General features: G+C 52.7%; 21 protein-coding genes. 11 read left to right on the top strand and 10 right to left on the bottom strand.

The features are described from left to right. Nucleotides 1-26 precede the first annotated feature (26 nt). The gene (gene rplJ / locus DG177_RS09935; protein WP_108811331.1) at nt 27-539 is read left to right on the top strand and encodes a 50S ribosomal protein L10; all 513 of its coding nucleotides are present in this window, start codon (nt 27-29) and stop codon (nt 537-539) included. A gap of 43 nt (nt 540-582) precedes the next feature. Next, the gene (rplL, locus tag DG177_RS09930) at nt 583-957 is read left to right on the top strand and encodes a 50S ribosomal protein L7/L12 (protein ID WP_108811330.1); all 375 of its coding nucleotides are present in this window, start codon (nt 583-585) and stop codon (nt 955-957) included. Nucleotides 958-996: 39 nt separating this feature from the next. Here rplL and DG177_RS09925 read toward each other — a convergent pair whose 3' ends face one another. From DG177_RS09925 to DG177_RS09915, 3 genes are read right to left on the bottom strand one after another with little or no spacing between them, the layout of a single operon-like run. Continuing rightward, entirely contained in the window at nt 997-1,965 is a 969-nt protein-coding gene (locus DG177_RS09925; protein WP_108811329.1) for a S41 family peptidase, read from the bottom strand. Next, on the bottom strand, nt 1,962-2,459 hold the full coding sequence (locus tag DG177_RS09920) for a MarR family transcriptional regulator (RefSeq protein WP_108811328.1): 498 nt from the start codon (nt 2,457-2,459) through the stop codon (nt 1,962-1,964). Before DG177_RS09920 ends, DG177_RS09925 begins: the two co-directional genes overlap by 4 nt. A gap of 31 nt (nt 2,460-2,490) precedes the next feature. Further along, nucleotides 2,491-3,030, bottom strand: coding sequence for an acyloxyacyl hydrolase (locus tag DG177_RS09915; protein WP_337658709.1), 540 nt, complete (start codon nt 3,028-3,030; stop codon nt 2,491-2,493). A gap of 347 nt (nt 3,031-3,377) precedes the next feature. On the opposite strand from DG177_RS09915, the gene DG177_RS09910 reads away from it, so the two are divergent. The 3 genes from DG177_RS09910 (at nt 3,378) to DG177_RS09900 (ending at nt 6,932) form a co-directional block, all read left to right on the top strand. After that, the gene (locus DG177_RS09910; RefSeq protein WP_108811326.1) at nt 3,378-5,786 is read left to right on the top strand and encodes an EAL domain-containing protein; all 2,409 of its coding nucleotides are present in this window, start codon (nt 3,378-3,380) and stop codon (nt 5,784-5,786) included. Nucleotides 5,787-5,859: 73 nt separating this feature from the next. Beyond that, nucleotides 5,860-6,075 carry a hypothetical protein gene (locus DG177_RS09905; RefSeq protein ID WP_108811325.1) on the top strand — a complete coding sequence of 72 codons (216 nt, stop codon included), beginning with the start codon at nt 5,860-5,862 and terminating at the stop codon, nt 6,073-6,075. Next, entirely contained in the window at nt 6,072-6,932 is an 861-nt protein-coding gene (locus DG177_RS09900) for a fatty acid desaturase (RefSeq protein ID WP_337658708.1), read from the top strand. Before DG177_RS09905 ends, DG177_RS09900 begins: the two co-directional genes overlap by 4 nt. A 10-nt stretch (nt 6,933-6,942) precedes the next feature. Here the strand turns inward: DG177_RS09900 and DG177_RS09895 are convergent, their stop codons facing one another. Both DG177_RS09895 and DG177_RS09890 read right to left on the bottom strand, forming a co-directional pair. Then, nucleotides 6,943-7,659 (bottom strand): SDR family NAD(P)-dependent oxidoreductase, encoded by a 717-nt coding sequence (locus DG177_RS09895; protein ID WP_108811323.1) that lies wholly within the window; start codon nt 7,657-7,659, stop codon nt 6,943-6,945. A gap of 69 nt (nt 7,660-7,728) precedes the next feature. Further along, the gene (locus tag DG177_RS09890; RefSeq protein WP_108811322.1) at nt 7,729-8,250 is read right to left on the bottom strand and encodes a hypothetical protein; all 522 of its coding nucleotides are present in this window, start codon (nt 8,248-8,250) and stop codon (nt 7,729-7,731) included. 162 nt (nt 8,251-8,412) lie between these two features. Between DG177_RS09890 and DG177_RS09885 the strand changes: the two genes are divergently transcribed. After that, complete coding sequence (locus tag DG177_RS09885; protein WP_108811321.1) at nt 8,413-8,847, top strand: GFA family protein; 435 nt, start codon at nt 8,413-8,415, stop codon at nt 8,845-8,847. Between the two features lie 3 nt (nt 8,848-8,850). On the opposite strand, the gene DG177_RS09880 is transcribed toward DG177_RS09885, so the two are convergent. Then, nucleotides 8,851-10,293, bottom strand: a complete 1,443-nt coding sequence (locus tag DG177_RS09880) for an 8'-apo-carotenoid 13,14-cleaving dioxygenase (protein WP_108811320.1) — start codon at nt 10,291-10,293, stop codon at nt 8,851-8,853. A 13-nt stretch (nt 10,294-10,306) separates the two neighbouring features. Continuing rightward, complete coding sequence (locus DG177_RS09875; RefSeq protein ID WP_108811319.1) at nt 10,307-10,675, bottom strand: hypothetical protein; 369 nt, start codon at nt 10,673-10,675, stop codon at nt 10,307-10,309. 50 nt (nt 10,676-10,725) lie between these two features. On the opposite strand from DG177_RS09875, the gene DG177_RS09870 reads away from it, so the two are divergent. After that, nucleotides 10,726-11,355 (top strand): WHG domain-containing protein, encoded by a 630-nt coding sequence (locus DG177_RS09870; protein WP_108812911.1) that lies wholly within the window; start codon nt 10,726-10,728, stop codon nt 11,353-11,355. 3 nt (nt 11,356-11,358) lie between these two features. On the opposite strand, the gene DG177_RS09865 is transcribed toward DG177_RS09870, so the two are convergent. Genes DG177_RS09865 through DG177_RS09855 form a run of 3 tightly spaced genes read right to left on the bottom strand, consistent with a single transcriptional unit; the run spans nt 11,359 to nt 12,893 of the window. Then, a complete protein-coding gene (locus DG177_RS09865; RefSeq protein ID WP_108811318.1) occupies nt 11,359-12,072 on the bottom strand; it encodes a DUF4386 family protein in 714 nt (237 codons plus the stop codon). Between the two features lie 33 nt (nt 12,073-12,105). Further along, entirely contained in the window at nt 12,106-12,327 is a 222-nt protein-coding gene (locus DG177_RS09860) for a helix-turn-helix domain-containing protein (RefSeq protein ID WP_108811317.1), read from the bottom strand. Continuing rightward, nucleotides 12,327-12,893 carry a DUF2975 domain-containing protein gene (locus tag DG177_RS09855; RefSeq protein ID WP_108811316.1) on the bottom strand — a complete coding sequence of 189 codons (567 nt, stop codon included), beginning with the start codon at nt 12,891-12,893 and terminating at the stop codon, nt 12,327-12,329. The genes DG177_RS09860 and DG177_RS09855 overlap by 1 nt, the downstream gene beginning before the upstream one ends. 149 nt (nt 12,894-13,042) lie before the next feature. Between DG177_RS09855 and DG177_RS09850 the strand changes: the two genes are divergently transcribed. From DG177_RS09850 to DG177_RS09835, 4 genes are all read left to right on the top strand, one after another. Continuing rightward, nucleotides 13,043-13,744 carry a DUF2306 domain-containing protein gene (locus DG177_RS09850; protein ID WP_108811315.1) on the top strand — a complete coding sequence of 234 codons (702 nt, stop codon included), beginning with the start codon at nt 13,043-13,045 and terminating at the stop codon, nt 13,742-13,744. A gap of 255 nt (nt 13,745-13,999) precedes the next feature. Beyond that, nucleotides 14,000-18,394, top strand: a complete 4,395-nt coding sequence (gene rpoB, locus DG177_RS09845) for a DNA-directed RNA polymerase subunit beta (RefSeq protein WP_108811314.1) — start codon at nt 14,000-14,002, stop codon at nt 18,392-18,394. A gap of 65 nt (nt 18,395-18,459) precedes the next feature. After that, entirely contained in the window at nt 18,460-22,752 is a 4,293-nt protein-coding gene (gene rpoC / locus DG177_RS09840) for a DNA-directed RNA polymerase subunit beta' (RefSeq protein ID WP_108811313.1), read from the top strand. Between the two features lie 214 nt (nt 22,753-22,966). Further along, nucleotides 22,967-23,770, top strand: coding sequence for a PEPxxWA-CTERM sorting domain-containing protein (locus DG177_RS09835; RefSeq protein ID WP_108811312.1), 804 nt, complete (start codon nt 22,967-22,969; stop codon nt 23,768-23,770). Nucleotides 23,771-23,817 lie beyond the last annotated feature (47 nt).

Below are 23,817 nucleotides of genomic sequence, written 5' to 3'. Positions count from 1 at the left end.
ACGCAATCCACGTGAAGGAGCAAAATATGGATCGTGGTCAAAAGACCGAAGCCGTTTCTGCGCTAAACGCGACTTTCAAGGAAGCCGGGGTTGTTGTGGTGACACGCAATCTGGGTCTTACCGTGGCTGAGTCCACGGAACTCCGTGGAAAGATGCGCGAAGCCGGAGCAAGCTTCAAAGTCTCTAAAAACCGCCTTGCCAAGCGGGCTCTGGAAGGAACCGACTATGCCCCGATAGCAGATATGCTGTCAGGCCCGGTCGCACTTGCCACATCGGATGATCCGGTGGCGGCTGCAAAAATTGCAGTCGAATTTGCAAAATCCAATGATCTTCTTGAGATCGTTGGCGGCGCAATGGGTGATACCCTTCTCGACGAAGCAGGCGTTAAATCTCTGGCTTCCATGCCTTCTCTTGATGAACTTCGCGGTACGATTGTTGGTCTGCTTGTCGCACCACAAACGAAAATCGCGCGGGTTGTCAAAGAACCAGCTGGAGCCCTTGCACGCGTAGTCGGCGCTTATGCCGCTTCGGGTGAATAATTTTTACCGAAATAATTGATTAGAAATTTGGAGTATATTGAAAATGGCTGATATTGCTAAATTGGTTGAAGAACTGTCTAAACTGACCGTTATGGAAGCGGCTGAACTGTCCAAAGCTCTTGAAGAAGAGTGGGGCGTATCTGCTGCTGCTGCTGTTGCCGTAGCTGGCCCAGCTGCTGGTGGCGGCGAAGCTGCTGCAGAAGAGAAAGACGAATTTGACGTCATTCTGACCGGCGACGGCGGCAAGAAAATCCAGGTGATTAAAGAAGTTCGTGCGATCACCGCTCTTGGCCTGACCGATGCGAAAGCACTTGTCGAAGGCGCGCCTAAAGCAATTAAAGAAGGCGTTAACAAAGCTGAAGCTGAAGAGATCAAAACCAAGATCGAAGCTGCTGGCGGTACGGTTGAACTCAAGTAATGAGTTCAATGCAATAAGCCGTTCGGTTTATTGACAAGATCAAGGGGCGGTTTCCGTTTTGGAAGCCGCCCTTTTTGATTCCAGTTGGGCGGTAATCCATTTTTGCGCAGCTTCAATTGCGTCTTCCTTTGACGTTTGAAAATCGGGAATCACGCCGGTGCCTTCCCAATTGCCGCCAGTATGGGGGCTATAGGGTCTCGTCTCTGGAATGACGATCTGCCAACCACCGGTCAGGGGCACGGCATCCCCCAGCATATGCGCCCCGCCGCCGCTAGGGGAACCAAAGACAACTGCTCGACCTTGTGCCTGCAGCGAATAAGCGACGGCCTCGGGTGCAGAAAAAGTCGTCTTGTCGACAAGGATAGCGAGCGGTCGGTCGCTCCCATATCGCGGCCATTGCAGCGCCGGTTCTTTCATATCCGGCTTCTTGCCATCACGGGTTTCGTGGTGCAGCGGAATTGTCGATCCCGATGCCATGAATGTCCATTGCACTGGCCACTCGGTTTCCGGAGATCCGCCGGGGTTATTGCGCAAGTCAAGTATCAGGCCATCGCTGCTACTCGCCAGTTCAAAAGCCGACGCCATAGCTTTTCTGGCTACAGAAAATTCGAAAAAGTCAGTGAGATGTAGATAGGAGATATTGCCGCTCATGCGCTCCACTTGTTTGACACCAAAACCCCTGGCTCGCGCGCCATCTCTCCACTCTTCCAGCCAGTCATCTTCGCCTGCCCGAGAGGATTTCGGAGCATATTCGACGAAGACGTGACCATCGTTCAAGATGGTTCGCAATTGCTCCGTCATTTGCTTAGCAAACGCTTCGCTATCGTTACAATTCTGGCTAAATGCGCCCTGTTGCAGTTTGCTCCTGACCGCCACTGCCGAGCGTTTGGCTGCTTCGGCGAGGACATATTTTTGTTCAATCGCCTCTGCCATTTGGGTGATCGCATCATGTTCATCAGTGCAATCTGCCGGCATCGGTTGCATTGCCAATAATATCGCGGTTATCATGTGTTTGATCCTCCTTCAGAAAACGCTATTTCAATACGATCTGCGAAGCTCAACCGGTCCAGCGCATCATCCAAGGCATCAAGCTGATGGAGAAAATCAGGAGCCGCTTCTGCAAGCAGCTCGGTGGCGGCCTGGTCCACTAAACGGGATATTGCGGAAACCTGTTCGAGCTTTTCCGCCCCTGCGGATGTTAGATGCAATATTTTGCTGCGTGCATCGCTGGGATCAGCCTGGCGCTCAAGCAAACCAGATTTTTCCATGGCGCGAACAACCTGAACCATAGCGACATGGCTTTGGCCAAGCCTCTTGGTGGCATCGCGGCTGTTCATCGGGCCATGATCCTTAAGTAGCATGCCAAGTGCAAACCAGCGCTGTTCAAAGCCGAGCTCGCGGCGGTAGACTTCGGTTACATTGCTGTTCAGCCGTTCAAACAGTCGCCTGATGCGGGTGCCGAGCGTCTTAATTCCTGAATCGCGAAGATAATCATTTTCCATATATGTAAGTTGTTACATATATTTTGAGATGTCAAGGCAGTTTTATCACCAGCCGTACCCCGATAATATCCAGGCCGGGATTTTGTCCGTCGTTGAACAGCTGCGCGTGGCTGACATGTACCCAGCTCGCTTCGAGATCGATACGTTCCGATAATCGCACGCCAATCGCCAGTTCCGGTTCGAACAGGATGCGTGAACCCAACTGGGTTTGCGAGCCATCAGGTGCAAAGCGCAAAGATGGTCCGTCATGAATAGCGAGACCGATTCCCGGTCTAAGATAGAATGTATCACCAATTTTCCAGCTGAGACCAGCAGCGACCAGACTGGTGTCGCCAGCGCTGTTGATAGAAGCAAAAATGTACGGCGATGGTGCACCTATGGCGGCCAGCGCGTCGATTCGTTTGCCGCGATAACCAATCTGGAAATCAACGCCTTCTTCATCGATCTGCATCGACAGAGGGGTGTCGACTTCATGCGCAGCAACGCCAACAAATATCTCCTGTGCGGCGGCAGTCTGCGTCGCTGCGAGCCCGACAAAAGCGGTTAAAACCAATATATACAAATGCTTCATAGATACGGCCCCCGATGCCGATTGCCGCCCGATTTTCAGACCGCTGACCCAGGCTATAGAATTCGTCTGGCACATAGGAAAGCATGGTTGCGTTCCAGTCTCCTATTGGGTCAGATGGATCCGGATATCTTAACGGCTTGTCGATCAGAGGCGAGGCAGCGCAGAGGGAAAAACAGAAGCGTCTTTCGGGAAACTGCCTTCGTTACGGGCATTCAAAATAACAAATGAACGTAGACGACCAGCTATAACCAATTAATGTACAATGATTTTCACTACCATTAACGTTATGCAAACCCTCTCGACTTACTGTCACCACGTTTTGTAACATTGAGTAAAACGGGGCGCATATGGGAGAGACAATCACACTGCAGCGATTGCTGGAGATGCAGAGAAAGGTTTGGAATTTCAAGATCAGTTCAGATCATGAAACCACCGAGCTGGTTGCGCGTGAACAGATCAAGTCCTTTGGACAGATATCGCGAATCGGAGCGTTAATAGCGTTGCCTCTGACCATCTATGCGATGGTCCTGCTCTTTACCCATGCTGAGGTGGAGTTTATCGCGACGGCCTGTTTCTATGTCGCCATTGCTGCCTTCATGAGTATTCGTAATTTTATGCGTCAGGCGGCATTGGACCCTGATACAGCCGATTATAAAGAAACCATCAGGAACATCCGCACCGAAAGTATTATCAGCAGCATTGGTTTTTCCTGCGTTCTGGCCATTCCGGTGGCCTTCGGCCAGATCCCGTACAGCCTTGATATTGCAATACTTGCGATGGGCGGTCTGGTGGTTGGCGGGTTTGTTTTTGGCAGTGTCCCGCGCGCGCAGACCTATAATCTGTCAATCACCACAATATGTTATGCCGGTGCATTCGTCGCAGCAAAGGGGTCTGGCGGAATAAGCACAGCGATATTGCTGATCTTTTTCGCGCTCTGCATCGACTATATCTACCGCATGTTCTTCTTCAACTTTGTCCAGCGTCATTTGCATGCAGCCAAACAAAAGGATGCAGCGGAAACGGTTCGGCTGTTGCTCCACGATTATGCCGAACAAAGTTCAGATTGGTTGTGGGAAGTGGATGGTGAACATTTGATCGTCAATCCTTCGGCTCGCTTTGCCACTGCTGTGGATATGGAAATAAGCGATTTGCGGAACTTGCCGCTGGTTGATCTATTTGAAGATTCCATGGAGCGAAACCAGCTTGCCCAGTCTCTGGCTTCTGGAAATGCTTTTCGGGATATCCATGTCCCCATCAAACTTGATGGGGAAGAATGCTGGTGGAGGCTGTCTGGTCGGCGCATCAAGACGGCGGACGGAGAAAGCCAGCATATTCGGGGTGTTGCGGCTGATATTACTAGCGCCAAAAGAGCCGAAGCGCGGGTCGCTCATCTGGCGCATTTTGACAGCCTGACGGATCTGCCGAATCGCACTCTGTTCAATCAGTCGTTGCAACGTTCGATCGCGCGGATGAAGAATGACCAGAAGCTGGCGGTTCTGTATCTCGATCTTGATCATTTCAAAACAATCAACGACACATTGGGCCATGGTGCGGGGGATCTTGTTCTTAAGGCCGTCGCCAATCGGTTAGAGAATAATATTGGCATCGAAGATGTTGTCGCACGTCTGGGCGGTGATGAATTTGCGATCTCGTTGCGCAATGTGGGCACGCATAAAGATGTCATGCAGGTCGCAGCAAATATCATCGATAAAATCTCCGAACCGGTGATGGTTGAAGGACAGCCGGTTGCAACGGGCGTCAGCATTGGGATTGCGCTAGCACCCGATTGCGGCAATGGCGGGGAAGAGTTGATCAAACATGCAGATATCGCGCTCTATCACGCAAAGGAAAATGGCCGTGGTTGCGCTTCGGTGTTTGAAAGATCGATGCATGAGGCGGTACAGGACCGGCGCAATATTGAAATAGATCTGCGCGCTGCGCTGAAGCGCAATGAACTCGAGCTCTATTACCAACCACTGGTCAATATCGATACTAACGAGACAATCGGTTATGAAGCTTTGCTTCGCTGGCATCATAGCGAGAAAGGCATGATCATGCCGGATGTTTTCATTCCGGTGGCAGAGGATACCGGGCTGATTGTTCAGCTCGGCGAATGGGTTGTCCGATCGGCTTTGTACGAGGTAGCCAAATGGCCAGATCATCTTAGCGTCGCGGTTAATCTGTCCCCGGCGCAGATGCGTAGTCCCAATCTTATACCAACGATTGTCAACGCGTTGGCAGCAACCGGTGTGGCACCGCATCGGCTGGAGCTCGAGATCACCGAGTCCGTGTTGATGAACGACAATCAGTCCAATGTAGAATTGCTGCATAAAATCCGCTCCTTGGGTGTGCGGATTGCGCTGGATGATTTCGGTACCGGCTATAGTTCGCTCAACTATCTGCGAAGCTTTCCGTTTGACAAGATCAAGATTGACCGTTGCTTTGTCGAGGAAGTGGATAGCCGCGAAGATTGCCGGGCAATTATTCGTGCGGTTACCGGTCTGGCTTCCAGCCTCGGCATGGTCACGACCGCCGAAGGGGTTGAGCGAAGCGATCAGTTAAATCAACTCAAAGAAGAAGGATGTGTGCAGGTGCAGGGCTATTTGTTTAGCAAAGCGATGCCCGCTGCAAATGTGGAAGGCCGGGTTGATGATCAGTCCTTAGCCGATTCAGAAATGGCTGAAATTGGCCAACAAAATGCTGAACCCGAACCGGTTGAAGTACCCAGGAAAATCCGGCGAAGAAAGACAGGCTGATCGTAGAAAAGCAACTAGGGCTACTGACAACACTGTAAATAGTTGATTATTCGGCGATGCTGCGATAACATTCGTGCCTGAAAAGGACGGCATCGTGCAATTTGTTCTGAAAAACATCCTTCATTTCATGCCGCTGATTTTTGGCGTCGGGTTTCTGGGCCCATTGCTAGCCCAAATCATGCTAATATCTGGTTGGCAGGCCCCGCTGGGCCTTTCACCATTGACCTTGGGTTTGATCATCGGCGGCGCATGGGGTGCTTTCGCGCAATTCAAAGGTCGCTGGATATGAGCGCTGTCCTTGCCGAACAAGATCTGCGCAAACAGGAGCTAGCCATTGCCCGCAAATATGCTGATCGCTTGCCTTGGGAAGCAGTAGCATGGGGATTGGGCAATTTGGTGGTCTGGCTGTCGCTTTGGCCGTTGGTCTTCTTGGGTGTCATGCCGCTGTGGCTGGGGTTCATTATTGCGACGTTCAACGTGATGCTCTGTTATCTGCCGTCTCATGAGGCGCAGCATGACATTATCGGGCGCAAGGGGACGAAGTGGCGATGGTTAAACGAACTGGTCGGCCATGTGTCGACCATTCCGCTGGTCCTGCCCTATCGTGTGGCCAAGCTAACCCATATTCAACATCATCTGCATGCTAATGACCCGGAACTTGACCCTGATATCAGTAGTAAAGCTCTGGGACCGAGGCATGCCATCTGGAAGTCCATTCAGAACCGCCAACCAGGTGCCGAGGGCGGATTCAATAAATATGGCGATGTTCTGCGGGATATTGGTCGGCCGGATGCGTTGCTTGATGGTGCGCTTTTTCAAATCATCCATTTCGGGATATTGATCGTGCTCGCTTGGTCGGGCTATGCGCTGGAGGCGGCTTTGCTGTGGTGGCTGCCCCGACAGATCGGGCTGACCTATATCCAGTTTTTCTTGAGCTGGGCGCCCCATCATCCGGCGAACAAGACTGGCCGCTATCGCGATACACGTGCTTTCAAAAGCACTTGGGGCAATATCGGATCGATGGGCATGCAATATCATATTGTGCATCACCTCCATCCCTATATCCCGCTGACTGACACACCACGCGCTTATCGTGAAATGCGGGACATATTGGAACAGCGTGGTTGCCGGCTGGAGGGAATCTAGCCGCTCATGTTCAGGCTTGTCCGGTTGGACGGATCATCAATTCTCCGACGCAAACTGACGGCGGCTGACTCAGTACATAGGCCACGCTATCGGCAAGATTTTCCGGCTCGAGAAACTCGAAATCAAACACGCCGCCCATCATTTCGAGGACCGATTGATCCTTGATGCTGGTGCCCAGCTCGGTCTTCACACCGCCGGGAAATATGGTCGTAACGCGGACACCGTGTGCGGTCATTTCCTTGCGAAGCGTATCGCTCATCGATCGCACGCCGGACTTGGTCGCGGAATAGACAGCACTGGAGGGAAAGGTCTCCAGCGCCGCGATCGAAGAAATGATGATGATATGTCCGTCCTTACGTTCAACCATCTGCGGCAGCACTGCATTTATGCCATAAAGAACACCGCGCAGATTGACATCGATCATCCGATCCCAGTCTTCGACATCGCCTTTTTCAATCAGCGATACCGGCATGATTCCAGCGTTGCTGACCAGCGCATCCACCTGACCGAACCTTTCAATCGTTGCCGCAGCCAGTGCGTCCTGATCTTCCCGGCTACTGACATCCGTTGCATGAAACGCGGCTTGTTCTCCCAGCTCTTCGACAATGGATTGCAAGCGGTCGGTCCGCCGGGCAGCGAGCATGACATTATAGCCGGACTGCACCAATTTGCGGGCAGTGGCTTCGCCAATGCCGCTGGACGCACCTGTTACTATCACCGTTCTCATGCCCGTCTCCTTTTGTTGCCGGACAAGGAGTGTCAACGACTGTCAGGCGCCGAGCAATCGCTGTTTTTGTTAGGCAGAGAGGATTCCGATCCCGAGAATATGATCGAGATAAATCACGGCATCGCGGATATCGAAGATGAACGAGAATAGGATGACTGCGGTGATCAGGCCTGTCCAAAGCGCATAGAAAGACCGCTCTGTCAAAAACGGTCGGTTCTTAAGCAGCAGGAAAAGTGCCGGTGACCAGAAGATCAGATGTACCAGCGCAACCAGCCCCGATAGTTTGACAATTCCCATGGCCGGAATGCCAAATCGGCTGATGAGGATGGCTGTTATGAAACCGCCAACGACCCAGCGCGCTTCCACGCGCTTCCAGACAAATAGCAAGCCGAGCGCAAAACTGGCGAGCATGATCATCAGCCAGACCTGCACCCATTGCGGTGCATTGGCCTGCCCTTCTGCGTTCCAGACTTCCAAGGCTGTATGGCCGGGTTGATAGTCTGCGGCTGCTTGAGCGGCGGTGCCAAATACCAAGCTGAGGCCCAAGAGCAGCCAAAGGCGTAGGTGGTTTTTCTTGTTGAAGGTGATCATAGCAAATTCCCGACATTCTGCTCCATCACAGAAACGTCTCAAGCCTGCGATGCGGCAAGTCAAGTATTGTACTGAGTTGGTCAACAGATCTCTCGGTTCTTATTGCCAATCCGTTGTGATATGACTTCAACTCCGATTTTAGGACAGGACTGACATCAAATCATGACCGATAAATTGACCGGCAGTTGCCTCTGTGGCGGCGTATCATTTTCGATCAGCGGCCCACCCGGCCCGATTGGACAATGCCATTGTTCGAAATGCCGAAAAGTGTCGGGTACGAATGGCAATGCGGTCTTCCACGCGACCCGCGATAATTTCGCATGGGAAAGAGGGGAAGATCTGATTTCTACTTTCTTTGTCCCGGATGGGAATGGCTGGCATTCGGTTTTTTGTAAAACATGTGGCAGCCCGCTCCCATTGGACGGGCAGAAAAGCAATCTATTCTTCGTGCCGGCCGGCCTGCTCGACAACGACCCAGGCCATCGCGGCTATGCCGCCCATATCTTTGTCGGATCCAAAGCGCCCTGGGAGGAAGTAACCGATGAAGCGCCGCAATTCTCTGAAGGCTTTGGTTCCGCCAGAATCGAGAAGGACTAGAGCCTAGGCCGCGGTGATCCAGTTGCCATGAAATCCGGGAGGAATACGGTGCGGGACATGGATTACTGCCTGTGGTTCACCAGTAATGTCATTGGCTTTCAGGATTTGCAGCTCGGTCGTCTCATTGTTCATGTCGATGACCAGGCCGATCAGCCAGCCGTCATCTTCGCCCGCATCGGGTGATCGCGGCACAAAGATAAATTCGCCTGGATGACGGTTGTCACCAAAGTGACGGACGGCGGTTTCGCCGGTTCTCAGATCATGTTTGAATAGCTCGTTACCTGCCATGTCGAGCTGATCCGGTTCGCCGGCGAGGGCGATGCTGTAAATATAGCGATAGTCGCTGGTGGTGAGCCGTTCGTCATAGCGCGGGAATTCCTGTGCGCGGTCATTCAGGATTTTGCGGTCTACCTTTTTACTCACCGGATCAACGGTCCAGCGTTCGAGTCGTGACCATTCGCCGCCAGGACCAAAGGTGGTGCGGGCATAGGTACTTTCATGGACCACAACATCGACGACGACTTTGCCATCCTCAGTCTCAAACGCATTGGCCGGATGATAGACATAGCAGGGCTCGACGTCGCACCAGATCGTATCCGCACCAGAGCCATTTCGCGGGCACAGGCCGACGCGGGCTTTGTGCTCGGGATTCCAGTCATAGGGGAACGCATAGCCGGCCAGCATGCGCTTCATTGAAAAAGTCGCGGGCAGATCAAAGACCAGCACATGGTTCTCGGTAATCTGGCAATCGTGGATGGATGGACCCTGTTTAACCGGGATAGGTTCTTCCCGCTTCACCTTGCCATCCGGCCCAAGAACCACATGCCAGACCGTGTCCATGACCGGTGCATCATAGCAGACAGCGTGCATCTCACCGGTTTTGGGATCGAAATGCGGATGGGCGGAAAAAGCGTTCTGCAAGCTGCCATCGAACGGATTGTGAGCAACCGTTTCAAGATCGTCGGTTAACTCCACCGGAAAGCCGCCGGCTTCGACAATTGCAAAGGTCTTGCCGCCAATTTCCACGATATTGGTATTGGCTGTATCGGTGCGCGGTTTGCGGGTGCCGGGTTTGCGATCTTCGTCCAGCGCATCACTCACGGCGTTGGAACGGATCCAGCGATTGCGATACCATTCGGCTTTTCCGTTCGTGATACGGATACCATGGGCCATACCGTCTCCAACAAACCAATGGTAGCTGGCCTCATCGGGCGCGGTTACCGGGTTAGGGCCAATCCGCAAATAGCGTCCGTCAAGCTGGGCCGGAATTTCTCCGTCGACCGGTAATTCGGCCAGGGTCAATTCTTCGCTCATTGGCTTATGAATTCCAGTTAGATACGGATGTCCGCCTTCCGGTGCTTTCATCCGCTTGCGATTGAAATTCGCCACTGCACCCATCACAGGGGTAACAGCAGAGCGGATGGTATTTTCAATAACGCTGGCCATGATCAAATCCTTCTTAGTTAAACCAGATGTCAGCAGCGGTCATTCCCGCTGCGAGAAATAATAATATGCCGCCAGGATGCGGACGCCGAAGGGCGGCAAAATTTCCAATCCCGGACATGGTGAAGATCAGGATCGCGAGATATCCGATCAGATCGCCGCCGCCCTGAAGCCGGTTCAGCAGAACCACGATGCCTAGGCTGGCCCAAACCAGCGAGTGGAGCTGGAACATTGCCCAAGTTAGATGGCGCATGGTTGGCGCAGCCAATAGCCCGTCTGTTGGTTCTGCAAACAGCGGCTTTAGCACCGCCCGCTCGCCAAGGATGTAATGGGCTGCCGCGACTGTGACAGCGATGATAGCCGTGGCAATTGCAAAAATCAGCATTGGTGCAAACTCCCCTTGGCTTAACGACTCCAAATGTTTATGGTGTTAACATGAACGTTAAAGGTAACAGTGTCAACATTAAAGAAGCTTCCAAGAAAACGCCAAAGGATTCTGGCGCCTATCACCATGGCGACTTGCGTGCAGCGGCGATTGCGGCGGGCATGGAAAAATTCGATAGGCAGAATCACCCTGATCTCGGCCTTCGCGCGCTGGCCCGCGAATTGGGAGTCTCGGCGACGGCCCTTTACCGGCATTTTCCGAACAAGGACGCATTACTTGATGCATTGGCGCTTGAGGCGTTGAACCAGCTTGGGGCGCATCAGGCCCAAGCAGCGCAATCCGTAGGCGGCGGTCGGGAAGGGTTCGGGGAAATGGGGGTCACCTATGTTCGCTGGGCCGTCGAGCATCCGGCATTAGTACGTCTGATCTATGACCGGGTCGGAAAAGTAGATCTCGCTGCGGGCAATCCAACCAAAATGGGAGAGGCCTTCTATCAATTGCGGGCCGGTATTGCCGCGACCATGTCGGAAGATATCTCACCGGAACATCGCGCAACGGCGACGCTGCATGCCTGGTCGCTGGTCCATGGACTGGCAATGTTAATACTCGACGGTCAGGTGGAATATGACCCGGATATGATCCGTAAAGTTGTGACCATTACGGACTTTGGGTTGGAATAGCGGCTAGGCGGAGCGAACGCCTTTGATCGTCAGATAGAGCGCGGTTGCAAGCAGGGCGATAAGATTTGATGCCATGAAGCTTATCGTAACACCACTATGTCCGATGATTGGAACAAAGTCGCGCATAGTGATAGCTGTGGACACAAATAGAGAAGCAAACAGGCCCCAACCGGCAATCAGTTTTGGAATCAAACCGGATTTCAGGAAGAGATAGAAAAAGCCCGCTTTGGATGCGCTCGATAGCACCAAGGCGAGGTGAAAGGATGTATAGTCAGAAGTGGCCTGCATGCCGGTCAGTAGCAATCGCTGCGATTCACTGGCCATCTGTGCATAAGCTAGATCACCGGCTATCTCGGCCGCATTCATATTAAAGACGGCACCCAACAGAGCTAGAATAGCTGCGGCAATGCTGACGATCAAACTCCACCCCGCGAGCAATTGTCCGGCTGGGCGCAAAAGCAGAAATAGCCCGACACCAACTGCGGCTTCCAGACCAAACATCACGAGCGCGATATAGGATTTGGCGCGCAATTGTGTTTCGGCTTCCAGCATATTTTGCGCGGTTGCGACAACATCCGCCGACAGGTTGATATCGATGCCCTGAGCGACAGTCAGTGCAGCCGCCATCCCGACGAAGATCGTTGCCAATAGCGACCCGCCTACAATGCGCGCCAGTGAATGAGGGTCCGATGGTGAGAGATTAGCTGAAGTAGTCATGTCAAGGTGTATTGTTATAATAATACACTAATGTCAACTGCCATCGCTCTGGCCATCATCATAATGCAATATGTCGCCAGGCTGACATTTGAGTTCTCGGCAGATGGCATCCAAGGTGCTGAACCGGATTGCTTTTGCCTTGCCGGTTTTCAGGATCGACAGATTGGCGATGGTAATATCCACTCGCTCAGCCAGCTCGGTCAGCGTCATGCGCTGGTCGTGCAGCAGATCGTCGAGCTTGACCTGGACGGACATCAGATGGTCCCATCCAGCTCATCGCGCATATCCGCGCCACGGTCAAAGACCCGGGCCAGAACGATCAGCAGCAGCACCAGCAATATGCCGGAAAGCGAGATTCCAAATTCGCCAGAGACGACCATCCGCTCGCCCTCTTTTACTTCGCCGAGCAAGCTGATGATAACCCCGATCAACGCGCCTAGCACCCCGGTCAGGATCTGGATCACGAATATGGCAATACCCATGCCGCGTAGGCGCATGCCATTGGTCCGGTTGAACGGATCACCCTCGCGGACGGAAGCCAGGACTTTGCGCAGTCGATCGATAGTGAAATAACTGAGCAGCATGATCAACAGCATCACGAATACAAAGCCGGCTGACACCCAAAGTACCGCAGTCGGCGGCACATCTACAAATTGCTCTCCAACTTCTGCCAATATCTCTTGCCCGAAAATCGCCATGACCGGCAATGACAGGACTAGGATTACAGATGCGAAGATCACCGCCATGCGAAAAAAGCCGAGTAGCAGGCGGGCCGACTTAAGGACGATGTCTTCCTCCCCCTTGGCCGCGATATGTGTCATGATAGTCTCCAGTGATTATTGAATTACGATATATGTTTCGTTGCTTATCAATATACATTTATCGATAAACGTCAATAGTTTTATTGCTTTTCAATAAAATCGACCATATAGGTATATTCGTTCCGAACCTTTGAACGAGGATATTTTCAATGACGCTTATCATGTTTCTCCATATCAGCATGGGCACGATCGCGGTTCTCGCTGGCGCTGCCGCGTTACTTGTTCGCAAAGGTTCGCGCGTACATCGCGGTGTCGGCAATGTTTTTTTGGTAACCATGACAATCATGTCCGCCGCTGGGATCTATCTTGCCATCGTCCTTCCGATGGCCATCTCTGTCTTGGTCGGGGTTTTTACTATCTATCTTGTCGTCACCTCCTGGTTGGCTGCCCGGCAAAAAGATGAATCGATTATCTGGCAGCATTATGTTGCGCTTGCTGTTGCATTGGGCGTTACTGCTGGTGGACTGTTTTTCGGACTGGAAGCGCAAAATAGCCCAGACGGGTTGAAGGATGGATTGCCAGCCTTCCCGCACTATTTTTTTGGAGGTCTGGCCCTCCTGGCTGCACTGGGCGACGCGGTGATGATTGCCCGGCGAGGTATTTCTGGGAAAAAGCGCATCGCCCGTCATTTGTGGCGCATGTGCTTTGCCTATTTCATTGCTGCCGGTTCCTTGTTTACCGGCCCTGGAGCAACTGCTTTCCCCGAACAAATCCGAGAAACCGGTCTGTTGTCGGCTCCGGAGCCAATTATATTGGCAATCATGCTCTTTTGGATCGTGCGCGTGTTGGCGACCAGATGGTATGAAGGGAAGCCCAGTTCTGCTGCAGAAATGCCAACGTCCACCTCTTGACCGCTATCCAACATCTCCCTATATGAGCGGCTCACCACAGATTTCGAGACAGGGCGTGCAGTTGCGCGGCGCGCCAGAAGAAATGAGATCTGAACGGTTTTCAGGACGCTATGAGCTGCGACTCTTCTGCCCAAGAAAATGGGTTTGAGAGGCCGTGGCTTTTTGTTCTGGAGCGCCCCACAAAATTTGGTTTTCCACTGGCTAAGCGCTTCATAAGTTGCGCAAATCCGGTGATGGCGAGAAGGCAAAAAATACATGGCGACGAAAGCATCTTCGGTAAAGACAACAGCTCTCACACCGACCCGCAAAAAACGTATCCGCAAAATCTTTGGCGACATTCATGAAGTCATCGATATGCCGAATCTGATCGAGGTTCAGCGCGAATCATATGAGCAGTTCCTGCGCTCTGATCCGTCGATCGATTATGTTTCCGGTCTGGAAAAAACGCTGCGCAGCGTTTTCCCGATCCGCGATTTTGCTGGCACCGCCGAAATGGATTTCGTCAACTACCAGCTCGAAGATCCCAAATATAATGTTGAAGAATGTCGTCAGCGCGGCATCACCTATGCAGCACCAATGAAAGTGACGCTGCGTCTGATCGTCTTTGAAGTTGATCCGGAAACAGAAGCGCGCTCCGTTCTCGATATTAAGGAACAAGACGTATACATGGGCGACATGCCTTTGATGACCAAGAACGGCACGTTCGTCATCAATGGTACCGAGCGTGTTATTGTCAGCCAGATGCACCGTTCGCCCGGTGTGTTGTTTGACCATGACCGTGGCAAAACCCACAGCTCTGGTAAGTTCCTGTTCGCCGCTCGCGTTATTCCTTACCGTGGTTCGTGGCTCGACTTTGAATTTGATGCGAAAGACATCGTCAACGTTCGCATCGACCGTAAGCGTAAACTGCCTGTGACCGCACTGCTGCGTTCGCTGGGTGATGCGACCATCGAAGTGAAAGAGAAGAAGCCGCCGTTTAAGGTCGGCGAAATGGTGCGGGTTGCTGGTATGAAGCAGCCTGCCGAGATCACCGAGATTGAAGGCAACCGAATTACGATCAAGGAGCCCATGGGTGCGATCGAAATTCAGGGCAAGATTGAAGATGAAGGCCGTACCAAGAGTGCGGAAATCACCGGCATTCTGAAGCAGGGCTATTCCGAAGAAGATATTCTCAACGAATTTTACGGGCGGATCACCTACAAGCGTGCGAAAGACGGCTGGACCATCCCATTCGTCACTGAGCAATGGCGCGGCCAGAAACCGACCTTTGATATTGTTGATGCTGATAGCGGTGAAGTTGTATTTGCCAGCGGCAACAAGATTACGCCTCGTAGCGCCAATAAGGCCGAAAAAGATGGCATGAAAAATGTTGTCATTCCGACCGAAGAAATTTTTGGCCGTTACAGTGCCTTTGATCTGATCAACGAAAAAACCGGTGAGATTTATATCGAAGCTGGTGACGAAGTAACGGTTGAGAATCTAGAGAAGCTAGACGGTGCGGGCATTGACCAGCTTGAGCTGCTCGACATTGATCACGTGACAACCGGTCCATGGATCCGCAACACGCTGAAAGTCGATAAAGCTGAAGATCGTGATGGAGCGCTGTCCGACATCTACCGTGTCATGCGTCCTGGCGAACCACCAACCCGCGAAACGGCAGAAGCTTTGTTTGAAGGCTTGTTCTTCGATCCAGAGCGCTATGACCTGTCCGCCGTTGGCCGTGTCAAACTCAACATGCGCCTCGATCTTGATGCGCCTGATGATTATACGGTTCTTCGCAAGGAAGACATATTGGCCGTCGTCAAAACCCTCGTCGATCTGAAAGACGGCAAGGGCGAAGTTGATGATATTGATAACCTTGGAAACCGGCGAGTGCGTTCGGTTGGCGAGCTTCTCGAAAACCAATATCGTGTTGGTCTGTTGCGCATGGAGCGTGCGGTTAAAGAGCGTATGTCCAGTGTTGACGTATCCACTGTGATGCCGAACGATCTGATCAACGCGAAACCAGCTGTTGCCACAGTGCGTGAGTTCTTTGGTAGCTCGCAGCTTTCCCAGTTTATGGATCAGACCAACCCACTCAGTGAAGTCACCCACAAACGCCGCGTATCGGCGCTTGGGCCTGGCGGCCTGACGCGTGAGCGTGCTGGCTTCGAAGTCCGTGACGTTCACCCAACTCACTATGGCCGTATCTGTCCAATTGAAACGCCTGAGGGTCCGAATATTGGTCTCATCAACTCACTGGCATCGTTCAGCCGAGTGAACAAATATGGCTTTATCGAAACACCTTATCGTCAGATCAAGGACGGCAAGGTCACCGATGAAGTTGTCTATCTCTCCGCGATGGAAGAGCAGAAGCATACAGTGGCTCAGGCCAATGCTGATCTCAATGCAGATGGCAGCTTTGTAGAAGAGCTGGTGTCCGCGCGTGAAGCCGGTGAGTTTCTGATCGCACCACGTGATCACATCACCCTGATGGACGTTTCGCCGAAACAGCTTGTGTCTGTTGCTGCCTCGCTCATCCCGTTCCTGGAAAACGATGACGCTAACCGCGCCCTGATGGGATCGAACATGCAACGTCAGGCTGTGCCGCTTGTGAAAGCAGAGGCACCGTTTGTCGGAACTGGTATGGAAGAAACCGTGGCCCGCGATTCCGGTGCTGCGATTGCGGCCCGCCGCGGCGGTATTGTGGATCAGGTCGATGCGACCCGCATCGTGATCCGCGCCCAAGGCGATGTCGAAGCAGGCAAGTCCGGCGTCGACATCTATACCCTCCAGAAGTTCCAGCGTTCCAACCAGAACACCTGCATCAACCAGCGTCCGCTGGTGAAAGTGGGCGATCTTGTTCAGGAAGGCGATACGCTGGCTGATGGCCCATCGACTGATATGGGGGAATTGGCTCTGGGTAAAAACAGCCTCGTCGCCTTCATGCCCTGGAATGGCTATAACTACGAAGATAGTATTCTCATCTCCGAGCGTATCGTGAAAGACGATGTCTTCACTTCGATCCATATCGAAGAATTTGAAGTCATGGCCCGTGATACGAAACTTGGTCCTGAAGATATTACCCGCGATATTCCGAATGTCGGTGAGGAAGCGCTGCGCAACCTCGACGAAGCCGGTATTGTTTATATCGGTGCTGAAATCGAACCGGGCGATATTCTTGTCGGCAAGATCACGCCTAAGGGTGAGTCGCCAATGACGCCGGAAGAGAAGCTTCTTCGCGCGATCTTTGGTGAGAAAGCTTCGGATGTGCGTGACACGTCCCTGCGTCTGCCTCCGGGTGTAGCGGGTACGGTTGTTGAGGTTCGTGTGTTTAACCGCCACGGCATCGACAAGGACGAGCGTGCTCTGGCGATTGAACGCGAAGAAATTTCGCGCTTCACGAAAGACCGCGATGACGAACGCGCCATTTTGAACCGTGCAACCTTCAACGCATTGAAAGACATGCTGATCGGTCAGACGGCAACGTCCGCACCGAAACCAATGAAGAAGGGCGCAGAGATTACCGCAGAAGGCCTGTCCGAACTGGACAATGCCGACTGGTGGAAAATCGCTGTGAAGGATGACAAGGTTCAATCCGACTTTGAAGCGACCCGCGGTCAATATGACGAAGCGATCAAGGAAATTAACGAACGTTTCGAAGATCGCCGTGAGAAGCTGGAGCGTGGTGACGAACTGTCCCCCGGCGTCCTGAAAATGGTCAAAGTCTTTGTCGCTGTGAAACGCAAGTTGCAGCCCGGTGACAAAATGGCTGGCCGTCACGGAAACAAGGGGGTTATCTCCCGCATTCTTCCACAAGAAGATATGCCGTTCCTGGAAGACGGAACGCCGGTTGATATCGTGCTGAACCCCTTGGGTGTGCCATCACGTATGAACGTCGGTCAGATTTTCGAAACCCATCTGGGCTGGGCCGCACGTGGTCTGGGCGAGCAGGTAACCAATGCTCTGGAAGAATGGAAACTGGCTAATCCCGATCCGCAGGCGGCAGCGCCACCTGATGCGGTGAAAGAGCGGCTCAAGACCATTTACGGCGAGCAATATCACGAAGATATTGATGCCCGTGAGCCATCCGAGATTGTCGAGATGGTTGGTCACTTGCGCAATGGTGTTCCGATGGGAACGCCAGTGTTTGATGGCGCGCATGAAAGCGATGTTTCCGACATGCTGGAGCTTGCTGGTCTCGACCGTAGCGGTCAGGTCAACCTGTTTGACGGACGGACCGGAGACAAGTTCGACCGTAAGGTGACCGTGGGCTATATCTATATGCTCAAACTGCATCACCTGGTTGATGACAAGATCCACGCTCGTTCGATCGGACCTTATTCTCTCGTCACGCAACAGCCACTGGGCGGTAAAGCTCAGTTCGGCGGACAGCGCTTCGGGGAAATGGAAGTCTGGGCGTTGCAGGCATATGGTGCGGCTTACACGTTGCAGGAAATGCTGACGGTCAAATCGGATGATGTGATCGGACGGACCAAGGTTTACGAAGCGATCGTCAAAGGCGACGATACTTTCGAAGCCGGTGTGCCTGAAAGCTTTAACGTTCTGGTCAAGGAAATGCGTTCGCTTGGTCTCAATGTCGAACTCTCCAGCTTCGGTGACGAAGATGAAGACGGTGATGATGACGGCGTAGCGATTGCGGCGGAGTGAGGATCTAAAACTCACTCCCGTCTCTAGCATTTCAATTTTGGGCCTAGGCCCCGAAGGAAGAAAAAATGAACCAAGTAACAAATTTCGCAAATCCGATCGCAAAGCCGGAAACATTTGACCAGATTCAAATCGGTCTTGCTTCACCTGAGCGCATCCGCAGCTGGTCATTCGGTGAAATCAAAAAACCGGAAACGATTAACTACCGGACGTTTAAGCCAGAGCGTGATGGTCTATTCTGTGCGCGTATCTTTGGTCCCGTAAAGGATTACGAATGCCTGTGCGGTAAATATAAGCGCATGAAATATAAAGGCATTGTCTGTGAGAAATGCGGTGTCGAAGTCACGGTAACCAAAGTCCGCCGGGAACGCATGGGTCATATCGATCTGGCCGCTCCCGTCGCGCATATCTGGTTCCTGAAATCCCTGCCTAGCCGCATCGGCCTCTTGCTTGACATGCAGCTTAAGCAGCTAGAGCGCGTGCTCTATTTTGAGAGCTATGTGGTTATCGAGCCCGGCCTGACAGCCTTGGAGAAATTCCAGCTGCTGACCGAAGACGAGATGCTCGAAGCACAGGATGAATATGGCGAAGACGCCTTCTCCGCCGGCATTGGCGCAGAAGCCGTCAAGATCATGTTGCAGGACCTCGATCTGGAGCGTGAAAAAGAAGACCTGATGGAAGAGCTGGCGACGACCAAGTCGACGCTGAAGCCCAAGAAGATCATCAAACGCCTGAAGGTTGTCGAAAGCTTCATCGAATCCGGCAACAAACCGGAATGGATGATCCTTGAAATCATTCCTGTGATTCCGCCCGAGCTGCGCCCACTGGTGCCGCTTGATGGTGGCCGTTTCGCGACGTCCGATCTCAACGATCTTTATCGCCGCGTGATCAACCGGAACAATCGCTTGAAACGCCTGATGGAACTGCGCGCGCCGGACATCATTGTCCGCAACGAGAAGCGCATGTTGCAGGAATCTGTCGATGCGCTGTTCGACAATGGTCGTCGTGGTCGTACCATTACCGGTGCGAACAAGCGTCCGCTGAAATCTCTGTCCGACATGCTGAAAGGCAAGCAGGGCCGTTTCCGTCAGAACCTTCTCGGTAAACGCGTCGACTATTCCGGTCGTTCGGTTATCGTGACCGGTCCTGAGCTGAAATTGCATCAGTGCGGTCTGCCGAAGAAAATGGCTTTGGAATTGTTCAAGCCGTTTATCTATGCGCGCCTTGATGCCAAGGGCCTTTCGATGACGCTCAAACAGGCCAAGAAATGGGTCGAAAAAGAGCGCAAGGAAGTCTGGGACATTTTGGAAGAAGTGATCCGCGAACATCCCGTGATGCTGAACCGCGCACCAACGCTTCACCGTTTGGGCATTCAGGCATTTGAGCCGGTACTGATCGAAGGTAAAGCCATTCAGCTTCACCCATTGGTCTGTTCCGCGTTTAACGCCGACTTTGACGGTGACCAAATGGCTGTTCACGTTCCACTGAGCCTTGAGGCGCAGCTGGAAGCCCGTGTCTTGATGATGTCGACCAACAACATCCTGTCACCAGCCAATGGTAAGCCGATTATCGTACCTTCACAGGATATGGTTCTCGGCATCTATTACCTCACCATGGATCGCAAAGGCGAGCCGGGCGAGGGCATGATGCTGGCTGATATGGCCGAAGTGCATCAGGCACTGGAAATCGGTGCGGTGACCTTGCACTCGAAAATCCACACTCGGGTTCCGCAGACTGATGAAGATGGTAACCCCATCCTCAAGCGGTTCGAAACCACACCGGGTCGTCTGCTGATTGCCGAATGTCTGCCGAAATCACATAAAGTTCCGTTCGACATTGTGAACCGCTTGCTGACCAAGAAAGAGGTTGGTGACGTGATTGACCAAGTTTATCGCCACACCGGTCAGAAAGACACGGTTCTGTTCGCGGATGCGATCATGGATCTTGGTTTCCGCCACGCGTGTAAGGCCGGTATTTCCTTCGGTAAGGATGACATGATCATTCCGGACTCGAAAGATGCGACGGTTGAAGAGACCCGCGCTCTGGTTGCTGATTATGAGCAGCAATATCAGGACGGTTTGATCACGCAGCAGGAAAAATATAACAAAGTGATCGACGCCTGGAGCCGTTGTGGTGATCAGGTGGCGAACGCCATGATGGACGAACTGGCGGCAACGCCAGAGGACGAGCATGGCCGCGAGCGTCAGATTAACGCCATCTACATGATGAGCCACTCTGGTGCCCGTGGTAGCCCAGCCCAGATGAAGCAGCTTGGCGGTATGCGCGGACTGATGGCCAAACCTTCTGGCGAGATTATTGAGACACCAATTATCTCGAACTTTAAAGAAGGCCTGACGGTTCTCGAATATTTCAACTCGACCCACGGTGCACGTAAAGGTCTGGCCGATACTGCTCTGAAAACCGCTAACTCCGGTTATCTGACGCGGCGTCTGGTTGACGTTTCACAAGACTGTACGATTGTTGAAAATGATTGCGGCACCGAAAATGCACTGGAGATGAAAGCTATCGTCCAGGGTGGTTCGGTCATCGCGTCGCTTGGCGAGCGTATCTTGGGCCGGACCATGGCTGAAGATATTGTCGACAGCAAAGACGACAGTGTTGTGATCAAAGCCGGCACATTGCTGGACGAAGCAGCCATCAAGGTGATCGAAGATCTCGGTATTCAATCCGCGCGTATTCGTTCTCCACTGGTCTGCGAATCCAAAATGGGTGTCTGCGGCACTTGCTATGGTCGTGATCTTGCTCGTGGTACACCAGTGAATATTGGTGAAGCCGTTGGTGTTATTGCGGCACAGTCCATCGGTGAGCCAGGCACGCAGCTAACCATGCGGACCTTCCATATCGGTGGTGCAGCGCAGCTGAACGAGCAATCCAATCTGGAGGCGGTCGCTGAAGGTAAGGTTGAATATCGCGACATGCCAGTGATCGAAGACAAGAACGGACGGTTCCTGTCGCTCGCTCGCTCTGGTGAAATTGCGGTTATCGATGATGAAGGGCGTGAGCGTAGTGCTGACAAACTTCCATATGGTACCAGCCTGCTGGTCAAGGATGGCCAGAAGGTCAAGCTGGGCGATCGTCTGGCTGAATGGGATCCATTCACCATGCCGATGATCACCGAGAAGCCTGGTGTTATCAAGTATCAGGATGTCATCGAAGGCAAAACTATGACCGAGCAGACCGATGAAGCGACCGGTATCGCACAGCGTGTGATCACCGAATATCGTGCATCGGGCCGCGGCGCTAACAAAGAGGATCTGCGTCCACGCTTGACCCTGCTTGATAGCGACAGCGGCGAAGCTGGCCGGTATATGCTTGCCAATGGCGCTACGCTCTCTGTGACCGACGGTCAGGAAGTGGTTGCTGGTGACGTGATTGCGCGTGTTTCTCGCGAAGCTGCGAAGACCCGCGACATTACCGGTGGTCTGCCACGTGTTGCCGAGCTGTTCGAAGCACGTATTCCGAAGGATAACTCGATCATAGCGAAGGTATCTGGCCGCGTTGAATATCTGCGCGACTATAAAGCCAAGCGTAAGATTGCGATTGTTCCCGAGGAAGGCGAACCAGTAGAATATCTGGTGCCGAAGACGAAAGTCATCGATGTTCAGGAAGGCGATCATGTTAAGAAAGGCGATAACCTGGTTTCCGGTTCGCCTGACCCGCATGATATTCTTGAAGTCTTGGGTGTGGAAGCGCTGGCTGAATATCTGGTTGCAGAGATTCAGGAAGTCTATCGACTGCAGGGCGTGAAAATCAACGATAAGCATATCGAGACGATTGTTCGTCAGATGTTGCAGAAAGTTGAGATCACCAATGGCGGCGATACAACACTTCTTCCTGGTGAACAGGTCGATCTTGAAGAGATGCTGGAATATAATGCCAAGCTGACCAAAAAGCAGGTTCCTGCCGAAGGTAAGCCGGTTCTATTGGGTATCACCAAGGCGAGCCTGCAGACACGTTCATTCATTTCTGCAGCTTCTTTCCAGGAAACCACCCGGGTGCTGACCCAGGCGGCTGTCGAAGGGAAGAAGGACTCGCTCATCGGTCTGAAAGAAAACGTCATCGTTGGACGTTTGATCCCGGCCGGTACGGGTGCAGGCATGAACCGGGCACGGATTGCGGCGACTGGCCGTGACGCCGCGCTCCGGGCTCAGCAGCAGAAAATCGCGGATGCCATGGCAGCTGCCGATGATCTGAAAGCCGAGGAGGCCGCAGCGGCTGCCCCAGCGGCTGAAGAAGCACCGGTTGCAGAAGAAGCGCCCGCAGCAGACGTGATGGTGGAAGACGCCCCTGTGGCCGACGCACCAGAAGTTGCTCCTGAAGCGGGAGAAGAGGAAGCATAGCTTTCCCGCTCATAGTTGAACAATAAAACCCCGCCGGAGCATGTCTTCGGCGGGGTTTTTTTGTATATGAATGCATGATTCAGTGTCCCAGCCTGGCGCAATTCTGATTTTACAGAATTGCGCATTGATAAAGCTTCGGAAAGTTATTAATAGATTATTAGGGTTTGCAATAATTGGGATACCTCGAGTCTCCCGCCTGTATTGGGGTATTAATATGAAAAAGATTTTATTGACTGCGGTTTCGGTGGTTGCGTTTAGCACCTCTGCAAATGCCGCGACTGTTTTTGGCGTTTTTGGTAGCGCAGCTTCTGATGCGCAGGCTGCGGCACAGGCGCAGGGCAACACTGCGAGCATATTGGGTTCGTTGGACGCCGTAAGTCTGGCAGGTATTCAAGTGCTTTGGGTGCTCAATGGTAGCAATAACAGCCAGACCGCGGCGTTGCTTGGTAACGCTGCTTTAGGCTCTTTCGTAAGCAATGGCGGCATCTTTCTCTATCATGATCGTAACGTAACGGATGCAGCATCCGGCCTGGGTCAAGTCGGTGGCGGCGCCATCAGCTTTACCAGAGACCTCAGCTCAAATATTGATGTTGAGAATGCGGTAAATCCCTTCACGACTGGTCCTGGTGGAACAATTGACGACACCACGCTTGACGGCGGGAATAGCTCCAATCATGGATATGCTTCTTTGGGCTCCCTGCCTGCAGGTGCGACCGCTTTCCTGAATAACGGAACGGCTGGCAATGTTGTTGATTTCAGCTATTCATTCGGTTCCGGTGCCGTGCACTATTCTTCCATTCCGCTCGATTTCTATATTGATGGCGGCGGAAGCAACGGTGACAGTTTCCGCAATATCTACACACCAAATGTCTTGGCTCAAGTGTCCTCATTGGCAGGCGCTGTGCCTGAGCCTGCGACATGGGCGTTCATGATCTTTGGCTTTGGTGCCATTGGCGGTGCCCTAAGATCAAATGGGCGTCGTCAACGCAAGGCCAATGTGAAAGTTAGCTACGCTTAAGCGCACTGTTTTTACGAAGATACAAAACCCCGCTGGTGCCGATCCAG

This window comes from Sphingorhabdus sp. Alg231-15, assembly GCF_900149705.1.
Taxonomy (GTDB): domain Bacteria; phylum Pseudomonadota; class Alphaproteobacteria; order Sphingomonadales; family Sphingomonadaceae; genus Parasphingorhabdus.
The sequence above is the reverse complement of the archived record's forward strand: the minus strand, read 5'-3'. Positions and strand labels throughout refer to the sequence as shown.

Excerpts from the sequence above, each read along its gene's own strand:
- rpoB (WP_108811314.1), top strand. The coding sequence starts at position 14,000 with ATGGCGACGAAAGCATCTTCGGTAAAGACAACAGCTCTCACACCGACC.
- DG177_RS09855 (WP_108811316.1), bottom strand. The coding sequence starts at position 12,893 with ATGACACATATCGCGGCCAAGGGGGAGGAAGACATCGTCCTTAAGTCG.
- DG177_RS09900 (WP_337658708.1), top strand. The coding sequence starts at position 6,072 with ATGAGCGCTGTCCTTGCCGAACAAGATCTGCGCAAACAGGAGCTAGCC.
- DG177_RS09875 (WP_108811319.1), bottom strand. The coding sequence starts at position 10,675 with ATGCTGATTTTTGCAATTGCCACGGCTATCATCGCTGTCACAGTCGCG.
- rplL (WP_108811330.1), top strand. The coding sequence starts at position 583 with ATGGCTGATATTGCTAAATTGGTTGAAGAACTGTCTAAACTGACCGTT.
- DG177_RS09895 (WP_108811323.1), bottom strand. The coding sequence starts at position 7,659 with ATGAGAACGGTGATAGTAACAGGTGCGTCCAGCGGCATTGGCGAAGCC.
- DG177_RS09850 (WP_108811315.1), top strand. The coding sequence starts at position 13,043 with ATGACGCTTATCATGTTTCTCCATATCAGCATGGGCACGATCGCGGTT.
- DG177_RS09835 (WP_108811312.1), top strand. The coding sequence starts at position 22,967 with ATGAAAAAGATTTTATTGACTGCGGTTTCGGTGGTTGCGTTTAGCACC.
- DG177_RS09860 (WP_108811317.1), bottom strand. The coding sequence starts at position 12,327 with ATGTCCGTCCAGGTCAAGCTCGACGATCTGCTGCACGACCAGCGCATG.
- DG177_RS09885 (WP_108811321.1), top strand. The coding sequence starts at position 8,413 with ATGACCGATAAATTGACCGGCAGTTGCCTCTGTGGCGGCGTATCATTT.
- DG177_RS09890 (WP_108811322.1), bottom strand. The coding sequence starts at position 8,250 with ATGATCACCTTCAACAAGAAAAACCACCTACGCCTTTGGCTGCTCTTG.
- DG177_RS09920 (WP_108811328.1), bottom strand. The coding sequence starts at position 2,459 with ATGGAAAATGATTATCTTCGCGATTCAGGAATTAAGACGCTCGGCACC.
- DG177_RS09865 (WP_108811318.1), bottom strand. The coding sequence starts at position 12,072 with ATGACTACTTCAGCTAATCTCTCACCATCGGACCCTCATTCACTGGCG.
- DG177_RS09870 (WP_108812911.1), top strand. The coding sequence starts at position 10,726 with ATGAACGTTAAAGGTAACAGTGTCAACATTAAAGAAGCTTCCAAGAAA.
- DG177_RS09925 (WP_108811329.1), bottom strand. The coding sequence starts at position 1,965 with ATGATAACCGCGATATTATTGGCAATGCAACCGATGCCGGCAGATTGC.
- DG177_RS09915 (WP_337658709.1), bottom strand. The coding sequence starts at position 3,030 with ATGAAGCATTTGTATATATTGGTTTTAACCGCTTTTGTCGGGCTCGCA.
- DG177_RS09880 (WP_108811320.1), bottom strand. The coding sequence starts at position 10,293 with ATGGCCAGCGTTATTGAAAATACCATCCGCTCTGCTGTTACCCCTGTG.
- rpoC (WP_108811313.1), top strand. The coding sequence starts at position 18,460 with ATGAACCAAGTAACAAATTTCGCAAATCCGATCGCAAAGCCGGAAACA.
- DG177_RS09910 (WP_108811326.1), top strand. The coding sequence starts at position 3,378 with ATGGGAGAGACAATCACACTGCAGCGATTGCTGGAGATGCAGAGAAAG.
- rplJ (WP_108811331.1), top strand. The coding sequence starts at position 27 with ATGGATCGTGGTCAAAAGACCGAAGCCGTTTCTGCGCTAAACGCGACT.